13 protein-coding genes are annotated in these 14,509 nt (G+C 57.0%); 10 read left to right on the forward strand and 3 right to left on the reverse strand.

What is annotated here, in order from left to right:
• Complete coding sequence (locus L2731_RS14865; protein WP_249253968.1) at positions 1-2,142, forward strand: sensor histidine kinase; 2,142 nt, start codon at positions 1-3, stop codon at positions 2,140-2,142.
• A gap of 274 nt (positions 2,143-2,416) precedes the next feature.
• On the opposite strand, the gene L2731_RS14870 is transcribed toward L2731_RS14865, so the two are convergent.
• On the reverse strand, positions 2,417-2,878 hold the full coding sequence (locus L2731_RS14870) for a GNAT family N-acetyltransferase (RefSeq protein ID WP_249253970.1): 462 nt from the start codon (positions 2,876-2,878) through the stop codon (positions 2,417-2,419).
• 79 nt (positions 2,879-2,957) lie between these two features.
• On the reverse strand, positions 2,958-3,626 hold the full coding sequence (locus L2731_RS14875; protein WP_249253972.1) for a 7-cyano-7-deazaguanine/7-aminomethyl-7-deazaguanine transporter: 669 nt from the start codon (positions 3,624-3,626) through the stop codon (positions 2,958-2,960).
• 236 nt (positions 3,627-3,862) lie between these two features.
• Here L2731_RS14875 and L2731_RS14880 point away from each other — a divergent pair, with 236 nt between their 5' ends.
• Positions 3,863-4,618: a substrate-binding periplasmic protein gene (locus tag L2731_RS14880; RefSeq protein WP_249253974.1), complete on the forward strand. Its 756-nt coding sequence runs from the start codon at positions 3,863-3,865 to the stop codon at positions 4,616-4,618.
• Positions 4,619-4,665: 47 nt separating this feature from the next.
• On the opposite strand, the gene L2731_RS14885 is transcribed toward L2731_RS14880, so the two are convergent.
• A complete protein-coding gene (locus L2731_RS14885; protein ID WP_249253976.1) occupies positions 4,666-6,024 on the reverse strand; it encodes an isochorismate synthase in 1,359 nt (452 codons plus the stop codon).
• 389 nt (positions 6,025-6,413) lie between these two features.
• Here L2731_RS14885 and L2731_RS14890 point away from each other — a divergent pair, with 389 nt between their 5' ends.
• From L2731_RS14890 to L2731_RS14925, 8 genes are all read left to right on the forward strand, one after another.
• Positions 6,414-8,561 carry a TonB-dependent receptor plug domain-containing protein gene (locus L2731_RS14890; RefSeq protein WP_249253978.1) on the forward strand — a complete coding sequence of 716 codons (2,148 nt, stop codon included), beginning with the start codon at positions 6,414-6,416 and terminating at the stop codon, positions 8,559-8,561.
• A 9-nt stretch (positions 8,562-8,570) separates the two neighbouring features.
• Positions 8,571-9,935 carry an ATP-binding cassette domain-containing protein gene (locus tag L2731_RS14895; RefSeq protein ID WP_249253980.1) on the forward strand — a complete coding sequence of 455 codons (1,365 nt, stop codon included), beginning with the start codon at positions 8,571-8,573 and terminating at the stop codon, positions 9,933-9,935.
• Positions 9,925-10,596 carry an energy-coupling factor transporter transmembrane component T gene (locus tag L2731_RS14900; protein ID WP_249253983.1) on the forward strand — a complete coding sequence of 224 codons (672 nt, stop codon included), beginning with the start codon at positions 9,925-9,927 and terminating at the stop codon, positions 10,594-10,596. Before L2731_RS14895 ends, L2731_RS14900 begins: the two co-directional genes overlap by 11 nt.
• Before the next feature lie 14 nt (positions 10,597-10,610).
• Positions 10,611-11,150 carry a core component of ECF transporter gene (locus L2731_RS14905; RefSeq protein WP_249254124.1) on the forward strand — a complete coding sequence of 180 codons (540 nt, stop codon included), beginning with the start codon at positions 10,611-10,613 and terminating at the stop codon, positions 11,148-11,150.
• 20 nt (positions 11,151-11,170) lie between these two features.
• Positions 11,171-11,908 carry a DNA-binding protein gene (locus tag L2731_RS14910; RefSeq protein ID WP_249254126.1) on the forward strand — a complete coding sequence of 246 codons (738 nt, stop codon included), beginning with the start codon at positions 11,171-11,173 and terminating at the stop codon, positions 11,906-11,908.
• 32 nt (positions 11,909-11,940) lie between these two features.
• On the forward strand, positions 11,941-12,147 hold the full coding sequence (locus tag L2731_RS14915) for a hypothetical protein (RefSeq protein ID WP_249253986.1): 207 nt from the start codon (positions 11,941-11,943) through the stop codon (positions 12,145-12,147).
• A 240-nt stretch (positions 12,148-12,387) separates the two neighbouring features.
• Positions 12,388-13,560, forward strand: a complete 1,173-nt coding sequence (locus L2731_RS14920; RefSeq protein WP_249253988.1) for an HD-GYP domain-containing protein — start codon at positions 12,388-12,390, stop codon at positions 13,558-13,560.
• A gap of 129 nt (positions 13,561-13,689) precedes the next feature.
• Positions 13,690-14,421 (forward strand): DJ-1/PfpI family protein, encoded by a 732-nt coding sequence (locus tag L2731_RS14925; protein ID WP_249253990.1) that lies wholly within the window; start codon positions 13,690-13,692, stop codon positions 14,419-14,421.
• The last annotated feature ends 88 nt before the right edge of the window (positions 14,422-14,509 follow it).

The raw sequence follows: 14,509 nt of genomic DNA on the forward strand, positions 1-14,509 counted from the left end.
GTGTCTTTTTTCTCGCGTCTCTTTGGTGTCAACTGGCAGCAATTGCAGGCCAAGGTGCGTTATCGCATCCTGATCCTAACCCTGCTGCCGATCTTGCTCACCCTGGTGAGCCTGGTGTTTATCACCATCTACTGGAACATCAGCTACACGGGTAAGCAACTCTTCATGAAGGTGAAGGCCGACCTGACGGTGGCCAGTAACACGCTCATCTCGGTGCAGGAGAAGCAGGAAAATCAGCTGGAGCTGGTGCGCGCCTCCTGGGAGTTTCAAAACGAATTTCGCGATCTCGATGGAGACACTAAGGTCGCCAGAGCCAAGCTGGCCGAGCTGCTCAAGCAGAAGCAGGCCGAGCTGGATCTGGACTTTCTGCGCCTGGTCAGCGTCGCCGAGGCGGCGCAGGACCCAGACCTTAGGGTGATGCTGCCCAAGATACAGGACAATCAGCCCTTCTCGGGTTTAATGGTGTTGCAGCCCCAGCGTCTGGCCCGTTTGGCGCCCAACCTGGAGCAGGAGGCGGTGATCACCCTGGTGGATACCCCAAGATCCCAGAAGCCGAGCAAGGATGTGGAAAAACGCGGCATGCTCAGTCGAAGCCTGCTGCCTATCCTGGGGCGCGATGGCAAGGTGGGCTGGTATCTGGACGGTGGCATCTTGCTTAATCGCGACATTCGCATCGTGGACCATATTCGCGATCTGGTGTACGACAAGGGCACGCTGCCGGAGCGTTCCATCGGCACGGTAACCATCTTCCTCGACAACACCCGTATCAGCACTAACGTACCGCTTAACTTCTTCCCCCAGGACAGCGAGAAGCGTGGCCGAGCGCTCGGTAGTCTGGTGTCGGAAGAGGTAAGGCAGAAGGTGTTAGTGCAGGGGCTGCTGTGGGTCGATCGCGCCTTCGTCTACAACGACTGGTTTATCTCGGCCTATGCCCCGCTTAAAGATATTCGCGGCGAGCGCATCGGCATGATCTACACGGGGTTTTCAGAGTCTCCCTTTATCCATAACTACCTGCTCAACATCATAGAGCTGGGCACTATCCTCATGTTGGTGCTGCTGGTCTCTGGTCTGTTGGTCTACCGTGGTGCCTATAGCCTTTTGCAGCCGATTGAGCGGATCCACCACGTGGTGAAGGCGGTGCAGTCGGGGCGCAACCTGCGCATAGGCTCCTTGGGGCTTGAGCGAGACAACGAGCTGGCTAATTTGGCCGAACAGTTCGACCGCATGCTGGATCTGTTGCAGCGGCGTAACTCGCAGATCCAGGCGGCGGCCGAGCAGCTGGAGGTTAAGGTCGAGGAGCGTACCCGCAGCCTGCAGGAGAAGACGGAGGAGCTGCAGCGTAACGTGGCCCTGCTGAACGAGACCCGTCAGCAACTGGTGACCAACGAGAAGCTAACCGCCCTGGGTGAGCTGACTGCGGGGATCGCCCATGAGATCAACAATCCGACGGCGGTGATCTTGGGCAACATGGAGCTGCTCAAGTCTGAACTCGGCGCCAAGGCCGAGGATGTCGAGGAAGAGATAGACATCGTCATCGAGCAGGTGGGCCGCATCAGCACCATTATTCGCAGCCTGCTGCAATACAGTCGTCCCGGCGAGTTCAACGCGCCACTGGAGATGCATCAGCTCACGCCTATCGTCGAGGAGATGACCATACTGGTACGCCACTCCATCAAGAAGCAGGAGGTGGTATTGATCCAGGATCTCAACGCCAGCTATCCAATCGAGGTGAATCGCCCTCAGCTATTGCAGGTGCTGATTAACCTGGTGGTTAACGCCGCCCACGCCATGGATGGACAGGGACGCATCTGGATCCGCACCTATGACTGGGTGCAGGGCGGTGAGCCCATAGGGGTCAAGATAGAGGTGGAAGATGAGGGTAAGGGGATCCCCGAGGAACAGCTGGGGCGCATCTTCGATCCTTTCTATACCACGCGTCAGGACGGTACGGGACTGGGACTCTCCCTGAGTTACGGCATCATCAAGCGGATCGGCGGCACCATAGAGGTCAGCTCAACGGTCGGTAAGGGGACGCTGTTTACCATAGGCCTGTATCACAAGGCGATAGACGATCAGTTCAATCCGCCCTATGAGGGACTGCACTTCTCGAGTGCTCTGGACAAGAAGGCGCGAGAGGCATAGGGATTCGTAAGGTTTAGTGATTGGTAAGGCTTAGGGATTCGTAAAGATTCCTTGGGCAGCTCGGTAAGCCTGGACTTCAGATAAAAAAAGAGCCGGAATAGTTATATTCCGGCCACAAAGAGTGTGTGTGAGCAATGTTGTGCTTGCGAACTCATCATTGTAAGCAGAGATGAAGTGCTTAAAACAGACTGAGTTTTGGAACGCACCTAAATAGTAATAATTATCATTTAGGTTTGCAAGCTTTTATCGTGTAAAGATTCACGATTAACATGCTTTAGCTCAGTAACTTGTTTAAAACCAACTTGTTATCATCGATATTTGCCGTGGAATTTTCCAAGCCGGCTATCTTGTAGCCCTGCTTTATCAGCAGTTGTAACATGCTGGCGAAGCGGTTGTAGGTCTTAACCGCCAGGGTGTTGAAGCCCTGCGCCTTGGCCCAGCGCTCCTGATCTTGCATCATCTCCTTGGCCAGCCCTAGCTGGCGAAACTCAGGCAGTATGGCACCTAGCCAGCTGTAAAACTCACCATTGGCCTCACCATAGCCAATCTTGTAGCCCGCCAGCTCGCCCTCGATGCGGATCAGCTGCACCAGAAAGGACTTGCCGCTCAGGCGTGATTGATAATCTGCCGCCTGATGACGCCCGTCGAATTCGGGCACCTGTTGGCTCAGGCCGATGAGGGTGTCGATGAGCTCATCGCTCAGTTGGGTGTGATGCTCAATACTTGTGGTGTACATCTTGGCTCTCCAAAGTTGGTGCTAGCATGGCGGCACTGGTGAAAATTTGAGTGCCGCGATGATAGTACAAATCAACTGGTCAGGCCAGTTCGGTCTGCGATTTTGTCTGGCCTTCTCGCAAAATTCGCTCCTGCAGTACCCTGAGCAAGACGCCGTAGGCAGGTAGGAAGAGCCCCAGGCTGACGATTAGCTTGAAACCATAGTCGACGCTGGCGATCTCCATCCAGTGCTCGGCCATGAAGGGGTCGCTCGAGGCGTAGAAGGCGACGCTGAAGAACACCAGGGTGTCGATGAGGTTGCCGATAACCGTCGAGGCGGCAGGCGCCACCCACCATGCCTTGGCCTGTCTTAGGCGGGCGAACACGGTAATGTCCATCAGCTGGCCGACCAGATAGGCGGCGAAACTGGCGAAGGCGATACGAAACACGAAGTTGTTGAATTGCGCTAAGGCGTCGCCACCCTGAAAACTGCCCTGATGGAAGAGCACGCCGATCAGATAGGAGATCAACAGCGCCGGTATCATGGCCCTGAGGATGATCTTACGCGCGGACTGTTGGCCGAAGATTCTCACCGTCAGATCTGTGGCCAGATAGACGAAGGGAAAGCTGAAGGCGCCCCAGGTGGTATGAAAACCAAATAGCTGAAAGGGCAGCTGAACCAAGTAGTTACTTGCGGTGATTATGGCGATATGAAAGCTGACAAGCAGCAGGAGCGCACGCTGAATCTGCGCCGGGGATAACATTAACATCTTGTGGCCTTTTTAGTGGGTTAACGCGGGGTGAGGGAACCCGCTTAGAAACTGGGTAAGGCTTGCGCCTCGGTTAGCCGTGTCCTGAGCCTAGCCCGGGAGACAGGGCGGCAAATTATAGTCATTAAGACCAAATGAGCAAGGATTTTGCGTCGTTTTCTCTGCCGAGCTCCCGCTTACAAGGCATAAAGAGACTACACTTGGTTGAATATCACCATGATTTCGAGGAGGGGTCGATGAGATCCTGGCGTTATCTTGTCGTCATCTTGTGCGCCTGCATGTTAGCGGGTACGCCACGGCATGCCGCATCCGAAGAGGTTGAGGAGATCACCGTGGTAACCGGCAACTGGCCCGGCTTTAGCACGCCAGACGGCAAAGGCTTTTACCTCGCGCTGATGCAAAGCGCCTTTCCTGCCCCCAAGTGGAAGCTCTCTGTCGATTTTGTGCCTTTCTCCCGCGCCCTCTACATGGTGCAGCATCACAAGGTCGACGTGGGGCTGGGCTTCTATCTCGACGAAGTCAAACCCGAATACTACTGTGACCTGCCGGTGGAGGTGGATCAGGTGGATGCCGCCCTGACGCCCGAGCTGGCGGCTATCTGGCAGGACATCAATAGCCTGAAAAAGAAGAAGGTGAAGGCGCTGCTGGAGTATCGCTACGATACCTTTATCAAGGTGCCCATGTATTACGAGGAGGGGAGCGATCTGTTGCAGATGCTCAACCATGTTAACAGCGGCAAGATAGACGCCGTGCTCGACTATAAACGTTCTTTGTTGGGGCTCGCCAGCCAGTTAAATCGGCCGCAGCAATATGTGATAAAAGAAAATGTACTCAATGCGGAGGTATTCTTCGTCTTTCCCCAGACGCAGAAAGGTAAGCGTTTGAAGGCGATCTTTAACCGTGCCATGGTGCGCATGCTCGCCAGCGGTGAGCTGGATCGTCTGTTTCAGGCCAACGTTGGTTATCGCGACCGGGTGCCGCTGGGTAAATAAGCCTGAGGCCAACTCGGCTAGCGTCTATCAGCCTAGTTAGGTATGAGCTAGACCTCGGTCAGGATCGACATTATGGTCTTGAGCTTATTCTCCAGCTCGTTCCACTCCGCCTCGGCCTCTGAACCCGAGACTATGCCTGCACCGGCAAACAGGTTGATGCGCCCGGGTTCAATCAGCGCGCTACGGATCGCCACCGCAAACTCGCTCTCATACTTGTTGAAATAGCCACAGGCGCCGGCATACCAGCCACGGGTATAGCCTTCGCGTTGGCGGATAAAGTTTATGGCCGAAGCCTTCGGCAGGCCGCCCACGGCCGGGGTGGGGTGCAGGGCCTGCAGGATCTGAAAATCGTTCACCCCAGGCTTGAGTTCGGCGCGAATGGCGCGGTGCAGATGCTGGATATGGCTCAGCTTAAACACCTTGGCCAGCTCATCGGCCCCCACATAGTTGCTCAGCGGCGTCAGGGCATCGACGATATGTTCACGCACCAGCTGGTTCTCGTGGCTGTTCTTGGTGTCGTCCAGCAGCTGTTGCGCAAGCAAGGCATCTTCGGCTTCGTTGAGCCCACGCGTGGTGGTGCCGGCCAGCGCCTCGGTAAACACCTCCCGCTGACGGCGTCGATACAGACGCTCAGGGGTGCAAGAGATAAAGGCGCTCTCTGGGCTGAATTGAAAGCCAAATTGAAAACTGTTCTGGTTGCGACCCTGCCAGCTTGCCAGCAGCATCCAGGGATCCACCTTCTCGTTCACCTCGAGCTGGGTCAGACGGGACAGCACTACCTTAGGCGTGTCCTGAATAAACCTGTCATGGGTGACCTGGTTGACCAGCTCGTGCCAGCGTAGCTTGTTGGGACGGTCGCTGCGGCTCAGCAGCTGGATCTTGTTTGGCGGTGCCAGCGGCTTGGGTGGTACCAGGGCGGCGAGGGCCTGCAGCGCCAGGTTACGCTCCTGCTCGATATCGCGAGATTCTACGTTGAGATTGACCAGCAGCTTGTATTCATCGCCGCTACGCCTGAGTTCGACCCTGGGCAGGATGAAATGGGCACGACCATATTCGGGCCAGCACTCGGTATGACGATCGAAGGCGACGCCGCCGTAGTAGCGTATTTCCTGATTGGTCGAGAGTGACCTCTGGGTCTGATAAGCCTGAGAAAGCTGGTTGTCGTCTACCGCATCTTCGAAGATAAAATCTTTACAGCATCCCAGGGCGGCCACCTCTTCCTGGGTGTCGCGGCCATGCCAATAGATCCTGGGGTAGCAAGGTTGGCTGGCGATCCAGGCGATCATCGGCATAACACAGGCCGTCACCGACAACTGAATGATCGGTTCACCCTGGGGGTGAATATCGAGTTTTTCGAGTTTGCGGGATAGGGATTGTATGGCCTGTGGCAGCGAGGAAACGCTCAAGAAATACTCCAACCTGGTAAAAAAGTGCGTGGGTTTGAAGGCGGGTAAGGACATCAAACACGGCGAATCTGAGACTTATCTGAATTGGTAATAAGAATCTTTACCACAAACTAATGTGCCGACTGTTAGCTGTCAAGTTACAGGCAGTTAAGCTGTGAGCTTGCCCAAGAAAAGAGAGATTTGTCATTTATTTGGGAAGCAATTCTATCCTGTGTATTTTTGTCTAATCAAGGTTTTACACTGGACAAAATGTCCCTTGTCTACTGCCACCATCACGGCATTTGTTCAAATTTGTCGATCTGGGTTTGTTTTTGGTTTTCGTTAGCTTGTTGCTACAGGTGTAAGCCGGAAGAATGACGGCCATAGGGAAATGACACAGCGAATTAAGCATGAAAAACAAACCAGTTAGTCTCAAATTATCACTCGTGGCAGCCGCCGTTGCCGCCAGCCCTCTGGTCATGGCCGAGGAAGTAAAACACGAACCCATCTTAGATGTGGCCGAAGTCATAGTGATCACAGGCGAGAAGCCGACGCCGCTACAGCAGACCACCAGCAGCTGGACCATAGGTGCCGATGAGATTCAGGCCATGGGTGCCCAGAGCCTGGACCAGATATTAAAGAATGCCCCCGGTGTCTATGTGCGTACCGGCGGTCAGGGGACACCTCGTGTCGATGTGCGTGGCTTCAAGGCCCGCCATGTCATCTATCTGATCAACGGTGTGCCGGCCAATGGCGCCGAAGATGGTCAGTTCGACCCTAGCGTGGTACCCGCCAGCCAGATCGCCTCGGTCACAGTTTCCATGGGGCCAACCTCTGTGCTCTACGGTCCAGGCGGCGCGGGCGGCGTGATCAACATTCGCACTAAGCAGGGCGCCGACGTGCCAGGTTTCTCCGGCCATCTCGAGGGCAGTGAAAATGATACCTTCAACGGCGACGTGACTGTTGCTGGCTCTGGCGAGCGTTGGCAGGGGCTGGTTTCGCTCTCTCGTCAGCAGACAGACGGCTGGCCCGTGTCTGGCGATCAGCCCGATACCGAGCTGCAGCAGGGCGATACCCGCTTCAACAGCGACAAGACCATCGATAACCTGTTTGCCCAGGGCAGCTACTGGCTGTCGGACAATACTCAGTTGATGGCAAACCTCAGCCTGCGCAGCGGCGATTGGGGCAAGCCCGCCGTCGATGGCACCACCAACGGCAAGACGAGATTTGAACGCGTCGATGACTACGACGCCCACACGGTGCAGCTGGGCTTGGCCCATAGATTCAACGAGCTGCTGACCTTGAGGGGCTTCATCTATCAGAATCAGTCGGACGTGCTTGAAAACCGTTATCTGGATGACAGCTTTGTCGGTGTGCAGCAAAGCTTGGATGGCCGCTCTGTGGTGAGCGGCGGCAATGTGCAGCTGATCGCCGACTTCGATGAGGGTCACCTGTTGACCGGCGCCCTAATCGCCGAGCATCAGAGCTGGGAGTCAGAGAGCAAGAAAATAGAGACTAGCGATGCTGGTAGCGGATCAGGCAGCGGGTCTGGTTCAGGATCTGGATCAGGTAGTGGTTCAGGAACCGGCGGCGGTTCGGGCTCTGGGACTGGCGGTGGTAGTGGCTCGGGCTCTGGTACCGATAGCGGCTCAGGCTCTGGTAGCGGTAGCGGCGGCGGAAACGGTTCGGGTGGCGGTAATGGCTCAGGCGGCGTCGAGTCATTCGACGATTCATCCTGGCTCTATACCCTGGCGGCGGAATATCAGTATCAGCAAGACAGCGTGGGTGCCAGCCTGGGCGGTGCACTGCACGAGCAGCAGCGTGTGCGCGAAGACGAGTCCGACTACTCGGCGCAGGCTTCCGCCTACTGGCAGGTCGCAGAGGCGACTCGCCTCAACCTAGGCGTGGCCCGCAAGGTACGTTTCCCTTCGATGCGTAACCTCTATTCGCTCTCGTCGGGCAATCAGGATCTCGAGTCTGAGACCTCTAAGCACCTGGAGCTGAGTCTGGCGCAGGGGCTGGGCAGCAACACAGATCTGAGCCTGGCGGCCTACTACACGGATGCGGAAAACTATATCGCCAAGGATGTCGATGGCATCTATCAGAACATGGGGCGTTATCAGTTCAAGGGGGTCGACTTCCTGGTGCGCGATCAGAGCATCGACAACCTGTCGCTGAGCTTCGGCTACAGCTTCCTCGACAGCGAAGACAAGGATGCTGCGCCAGGGCTGGATACCTTAGAGTACCGTCCGCGCCATCAATTCAGGCTACAGGCGGACTATGAGTTTAGCTTTGCCACCCGCATCAACCTGAATATCGAGCATATCATGGGGCAGGTGTATCACACCGAGGAGAAGGTTGCCGGCCAGAAACAGCAGGTGGAGAAGTCGCTGGATGATTACACACTGGTGGATCTCAAGTTGAGCCATCCTATTGCCGGTGACGCGTTATCTGTCTACCTCAGGGCCGCCAACCTGCTCGATGAGCGCTACTATCAGAGCGAAGGCTTGCCTCAGGCGGGTCGTCAGCTGTTCCTGGGCGTGAACTGGCAGCTATAGGCAAAGCTCATGGCCCTGGTGCGACTCAGTCAGATCCATTTTAACTTCCAGACAGCGGCGCAGCCGCTGTTTGAGGATCTCAATCTGACCATAGCTCCCGGTGAGTGTCATCTTATTCACGGCTATACCGGCTGTGGTAAGTCGACCCTGCTCAAGCTGCTGCTGGGGATCCTGGAGCGCCCCTGGGAGGGCGAGCGGGAGATAGCCGATGGGGCTACCCTGGGGGTGGTGATGCAGGACCCCAATGTGCAGCTGCTGCGCCAGACCCTGGGGGCCGAGGTGGCCTTCGCCCTGGAAAACCTAGGGGTCGCCAGTCATGAGATGTTGCTGCAGGTGCGTTCGGCGCTGCGGCGGGTCGGCCTCTACATCAGCCTGGACACGCCGATCTCCAGCCTCTCGCTGGGTCAGCGCTATCGTCTGATGATCGCCGCCCAGCTGGTGCTCGAGCCAGATCTGTTGTTGCTCGACGAGCCCTGGGCCCAGCTGGACGATCAGGGTGTGCAGGAGCTGGCGGCCGTACTAACCCAGCTCAGGCAGCAGGGGGTTGCCCTGTTGATCGTCGAGCACCATCAGGGTGTCTTCAAGGATCTAGTGACCCACAGATGGCAGTTAAGCCAGGGTCAGTTGCAGGCGTTATCGGCGCAAGAGGTGGATACGAGTCCCGAGCAGGTGTGTTGGCGCGAGTCGCCTTGCTGGCCTCAGGGAAGTGCCGTCATCGACAGCCATGGTTTTACCCTGGCATTTCGAGAGCGTCAGAAGCTGTTCGATGCCGAGTCCCTGCTGCTCTTTCCCGGTGAGATTGCGGCGCTGGTGGGCGACAATGGCTGCGGTAAGAGCACACTGCTCAAGAGTCTGGCGGGTATCCAGGCGGGCATAGATCCCTTAGGCATCAAGGTGTTTGGTCAGCGTCCCAAGTTGGGACGCTTCGGCGCCGATCTGGCCTTGCTGCACCAGAGACCGAGTCGGCAACTGTTTGAAAATACCGTGATCGAGGAGATGCAGTTTAGCCTCAAGCGTTACGGTCTGCCGCTGGATAGGGCCATCGCCCTGCTGGGACAACTCGGGCTGACCACCTTGGCGCGACACTCGCCCCATACGCTCTCTTACGGCCAGCAGCATCTGATCGCCTTGGCGTCGCTCGCCTGTCTCAGGCCCAAGCTGCTGCTGTTAGACGACCCCTTCGCCGGGCTCGATGCCCACTTCACCGACAAGATAGTGGCGCTGCTGATGGAGCTGAGCCGTCAGGGCACCGCCCTGGTGATCGCCAGCCACAGGCCGATTGCGGCGCTGCCGGTGGACCGCCTCTGGCGGGTGGCGGATGGGCGTCTCGAGACTCTCTCGGCCTCGCCACAGGCGTATTCACGTGTGGGCTAGACGCGGCGTACGTGCGCCTGGAGTGCGCCGTGCTAAACGCCACTTCGCGGTCAACGACACCCGCTGGTGCGCGCTCGCTATCTTGCTCGCACTGGGGCTCTCCAGTTGCGCCTTCCTCTTGCCCCTGTCATGGCTGCATTACCTGGGCCTGGCGAACTTGCTGTTGCTGATACAGGGTCGTTACCTGGGCGGTCGGCTCAGGGGGCTGCTGGTGATCTTCACCAGTCAGTTGGCGATCACTAGCCTGCTCTATCTGCTGCTGCACGGGCTCGAGCGTCTGCCCGAGGGGATTATCGCCGTCTGCCGCATCTTGATGGCCATGATCCCCGGCTGGTGGCTGTCGGTGGCCTGCTCGCCCCAGCGTATCGGCGAGGTACTCAGCTTCTGTCTGCCCCACAAGTGGGCCTTCGTGTTGACCGCCTGCTTCGGCATCTTGCCTTATCTGGGGCAGGAGACGCGGGAGATCTATCAGATGCAGGTAATGCGCGGCGCCAACATTCGCCTCAAGTCGTTGTGGCGACCCAAGCATTGGCGTGAGCTGATCTACTGCGTGCTCTATCCGCTGCTGATCCAGCTGTTAAAACTATCCAAGCAGATGGCCACCGCGGCCAGGCTGCGCCAGTTTGGTCGTCATCCCAAGCCGACCCACTGGCCCTACTAGTGAGAAATATCATGATGAATAACAAAGGATTCAACCTACACGACGCCCTTTTTATCGGCTTCTGTGCCACCCTGCTGGTGGCGCTGAAGGGGATGCTGAGGCTGAAGCTGGGGCTGTCGGGACATTCCATGTTCCTGATGAGCTTCTTCTACTTAATTTGCTATGGTGCCGTGGGTAAACGCGGTGCCATCAGCCTGTGTGGCCTGCTGGCGGGCATGATGGCTATGACCCTGGGCGTCGGCAAGGGCGGTCCCTTCCTGCTGGTGAAGTTTGGCCTGCCGGCCATCGCCATGGATATCTGTCTGCTGCTTCTGCCCAGCCTGCTGGCGCTCAAGTGGCGCTGCATCATACTGGCGCTGGTGGGCACCCTGGCTTGGGCCAGCAAGGGCCTGATCGAGGGGCTGCTGGCGGGGATGAGTACGCAAGTGGTGGCGCTGCAATTTGCTAAGAGCTTGTTGTTTGGCAGCTTCTTCGCCCTGTTGGCGGCCATGTTGGTGCCGCCCGTACTGGAGCGACTGCGCAGCCACGACCTGATTGATAGAGAGGAGATATAAGCATGGTGAGAGCATCTGGATTGAGATCTTGGTTGGTGTGTATCGACGATACCGACGATATTGGCACCAAGGGAACCGGGGAGATCGCCGAGGAGATAGCGCATCTGCTGAGCGACAACCACCTGAGTCGCTGCGCCTTCGTGACTAGGCATCAGCTATACGTGCATCCGGATATCCCCTATACCTCACATAACAGCGCCATGTGTTTTCAGGTGCGTACCACTAAGTCTCAGGATGAGATCTTAGCAATAGCCGTGGCCCATCTGCGTAGCGAGAGCGCCGCGGCCGCCGATCCCGGCATCGCCCTGCTGGATCTGCACAGCCCGTTTGAGCAGGCTCCCCTCATCGCCTTCGGCGAGCAGGCCAAGGAGGAGGTGAAAACCAAGGCGCAAGCCTACGCCCTGGCCGAGCAGCTTGGCATACATCTGAGCGAACATGGCGGTACGGGGCTGGGGGTGATTGGCGCCTTAGCCGGCCTGGGGCTGAGGTTGCAGGGCAACGATGGTCGCATCAAGGGGCAGTTTAAGATGCCCGGGCTAGAGGCGGGCGAGGTGTCGCTCTCCGTGGGCGAGGTGATCGAGCTGACCGGCGTCGACCGTGTGCTCAGCGATAGCGGCGAGCAGCTCTGCTTCAAGACCCCTCTCTACCTGTCGGGCAAGGTGAAGGCTGTCTATCGGGATCATCAGGTCTCCCTGCTGGTGTATCAGGATCAGGGCCGCTGGCGCAACGCCCTCAAGCAGCAGCTGAAACACTATTAATGGGCCACACAGTTAAGTCGATGAGGAGCAAGATGCAGCAAGCATTTGAACTACGCCAGGGGCGCTGGCAACTGACCCTAGCAGAGGAAGACTACGGCGCCTCGCGGCAACTGGCGGCCGGGTGCGACGGCTTCATCGCCGACGATGAAGATGAGCAGGTGGATGATATCGAGCGTTCCTGTGTCAATTGTGCCCGTCGTCGTTGGTTGATCGACGCCATCGAGTGTACCTTCTTGTAGCAGTATATTAGTCTTTGCTTTACAAAAACTTGCCTCATTTTCTAGGGCCGGCAAATGGGGATAAATCGGCATTCAGCCTGAAACTATCCTCGCCGGCCTCTGGCGTTCTGCCGCGCCCAGGCATACTATAATTTCCTCCTATCACAGTGTTTTCACAGGCAATCGCACCGAAGCTAAGGGATTTAGACTAGGCTAAAAAGGAGCGGATGCGAAAACCGGGTGATTTTTTGGGAAAGCGGTATGACCGAAAGTGTGAACGAAAAAGCGGATGTCATGAAGGTGCCGGTGCCAAACCTGGCGCTGGGTATGTATGTTGCGGCTATCGATCATCAGGGAAGAGTCAATGTCACCAATCCGGGACAGATTAAAGATCGACAAGCCATAGATAAGCTGGTGCGAAACGGTATCGAGTATGTCTGGGTCGACGTAGAAAGGTCGGCGCCAGAGTGTGGACTCAGGCCGAAACAAGAGCCAGAGAAGATAATACGTCTGACCCGGGATCAATCCCAGGAGAAGGCCAAACGCCTGATGAGCGAGGCGAAAGATCTGGTGAAGAAGGTCTTGTCCGAGACCTTCGAGGGTAAGGCGGTCAAGGTAGAGCCATTCGAGGCGCTGGCGGACAAGATGCTCGAATCTGTCATGCTCGATGCCGACGCCTTCAAGTGTATCTCGGCCCTGCGCTCTAAAGATGCCTACCTGCTGGAACACTCCATCAATGTGGCCTTCCTGCTGGTGACCTTTGGTCGCTACCTCAAGCTCAAGCGTAGCGTGCTCAAACAGTTGGCTGTGGGCGGTATCTTGCACGATATCGGCAAGGTGCGCGTCAATAATCGCATACTGCACAAGCCGGGGCGGCTGACGCCGGAAGAGTTTGAGCATATGAAGCTGCATCAGGTCTATGCCCAGGAGATCCTAGCCGAGACTGAGGATCTGTCGCAGATCAGCCGCGACGTCTGCCTGATGCACCACGAGAAGCTCGATGGCAAGGGCTATCCCAATGGCCTAAAGGGAGAGGAGATCTCCCTCCATGGTCGCATGAGCTGTATCGTGGATATCTTCGACGCCCTGACTGCGACCCGTTGCTACAAGGAGGCGATGAGCCCGGCCGCGGCCTTTAAGATCTTGCTCAGCCTGACCCCCTTCCACTTGGACGAGAGGCTGGTGTATGAGTTTATCCGTTGTGTCGGTGTCTATCCGGTTGGCTCCCTGGTGCAGCTCTCCGATGGCAGGGTGGGAATCGTCTGGGAGGCGAAAGACAGAGACGCCCTACACCCGGTGATCAAGACCTTCTATTCGGTGAAGCACAAGCATTACACCGAGGTGGCTATGGTGGATCTGCTTAAATCGGAGTTGCATATCGAGCGCGGCGTGTCGCCCAGCAGCCTGGATGTGGACCCTACGCCTTTCTACTGATCTGGATCAGGCATCAAGGTTTCACAGGATTTGCGCGCTTGCTAGCAGAAGTCCCATGTCGTGCTGTATGGCGCGCCGTGGGCGGATACACTGGCGCCAATCTATTACTGAAATTGGCTTAAGTCATCGATGAACAGAAGAGAATTTATCCTGGCGGGCGGCGCGCTTCTCGCCGCGGGTCTCTCCCCCAAGCTAATTGCCGCGAGTCCTACTCACAATTCTGTCAAAGACCAAGATCAAACCCAGGCACTTGATCAAACCCAAGCACCGCTCAAGGTGTTGGCTCTGGTGTTTGACGACTATGAAACCTTAGATCTGCATGGTCCCATCGAGATGCTGGGGCATCTGCCTAGCGTCGATATCACCCTGATCGGTCCTAAGTCTATCGTGCGCAGTTACCAGGGGCCGAGAGTGGTTGCCGATCGCCTGCTCGATGAGGTGGTCGCGTGCGATCTCCTGCTGGTCCCCGGTGGCATGGGCACGCGCAAGCTGGTGGACGACACCCGCCTGTTGGACTGGCTGAGGCGTCAGGCCAAGGTCTCCAATAAGGTATTTTCCGTCTGTACCGGCGCTGCGCTGCTGGCCAAGGCCGATCTGCTCGATGGCGTGAGCGCCACCACCAACAAGATGGCCTATGCCTGGGTGACAGGATTAAACGACAAGGTTATCTGGCAGCCCAGCGCCCGCTGGGTGGACGATGGCCGTTTCCTCACCTCATCCGGCGTGTCGGCGGGGATAGATGCAGCTCTCTTCTACATCGCCCAAACCTATGGCGAGGCTCAGGCGCGGAAGATAGAGACACTCACCGAATATCGATGGAACAGCGACGCCGATAAGGATCCCTACGCCGTCATAAGTTAGTCGATTTAGTGCTTAGCCGATTCAGCTATTTGTTAGTAAAAACGGATATTTGCTGAGATTTCGGCGGCAATAAATAATAGCCACTCAC

This window comes from Shewanella aquimarina, from assembly GCF_023349185.1.
Lineage (GTDB): Bacteria > Pseudomonadota > Gammaproteobacteria > Enterobacterales > Shewanellaceae > Shewanella > Shewanella aquimarina.

Coding starts and splice junctions, on each gene's coding strand:
- L2731_RS14870 (WP_249253970.1), bottom strand. CDS start 2,878: ATGTACACCACAAGTATTGAGCATCACACCCAACTGAGCGATGAGCTC.
- L2731_RS14920 (WP_249253988.1), top strand. CDS start 12,388: ATGACCGAAAGTGTGAACGAAAAAGCGGATGTCATGAAGGTGCCGGTG.
- L2731_RS14895 (WP_249253980.1), top strand. CDS start 8,571: ATGGCCCTGGTGCGACTCAGTCAGATCCATTTTAACTTCCAGACAGCG.
- L2731_RS14915 (WP_249253986.1), top strand. CDS start 11,941: ATGCAGCAAGCATTTGAACTACGCCAGGGGCGCTGGCAACTGACCCTA.
- L2731_RS14890 (WP_249253978.1), top strand. CDS start 6,414: ATGAAAAACAAACCAGTTAGTCTCAAATTATCACTCGTGGCAGCCGCC.
- L2731_RS14925 (WP_249253990.1), top strand. CDS start 13,690: ATGAACAGAAGAGAATTTATCCTGGCGGGCGGCGCGCTTCTCGCCGCG.
- L2731_RS14880 (WP_249253974.1), top strand. CDS start 3,863: ATGAGATCCTGGCGTTATCTTGTCGTCATCTTGTGCGCCTGCATGTTA.
- L2731_RS14905 (WP_249254124.1), top strand. CDS start 10,611: ATGAATAACAAAGGATTCAACCTACACGACGCCCTTTTTATCGGCTTC.
- L2731_RS14875 (WP_249253972.1), bottom strand. CDS start 3,626: ATGTTAATGTTATCCCCGGCGCAGATTCAGCGTGCGCTCCTGCTGCTT.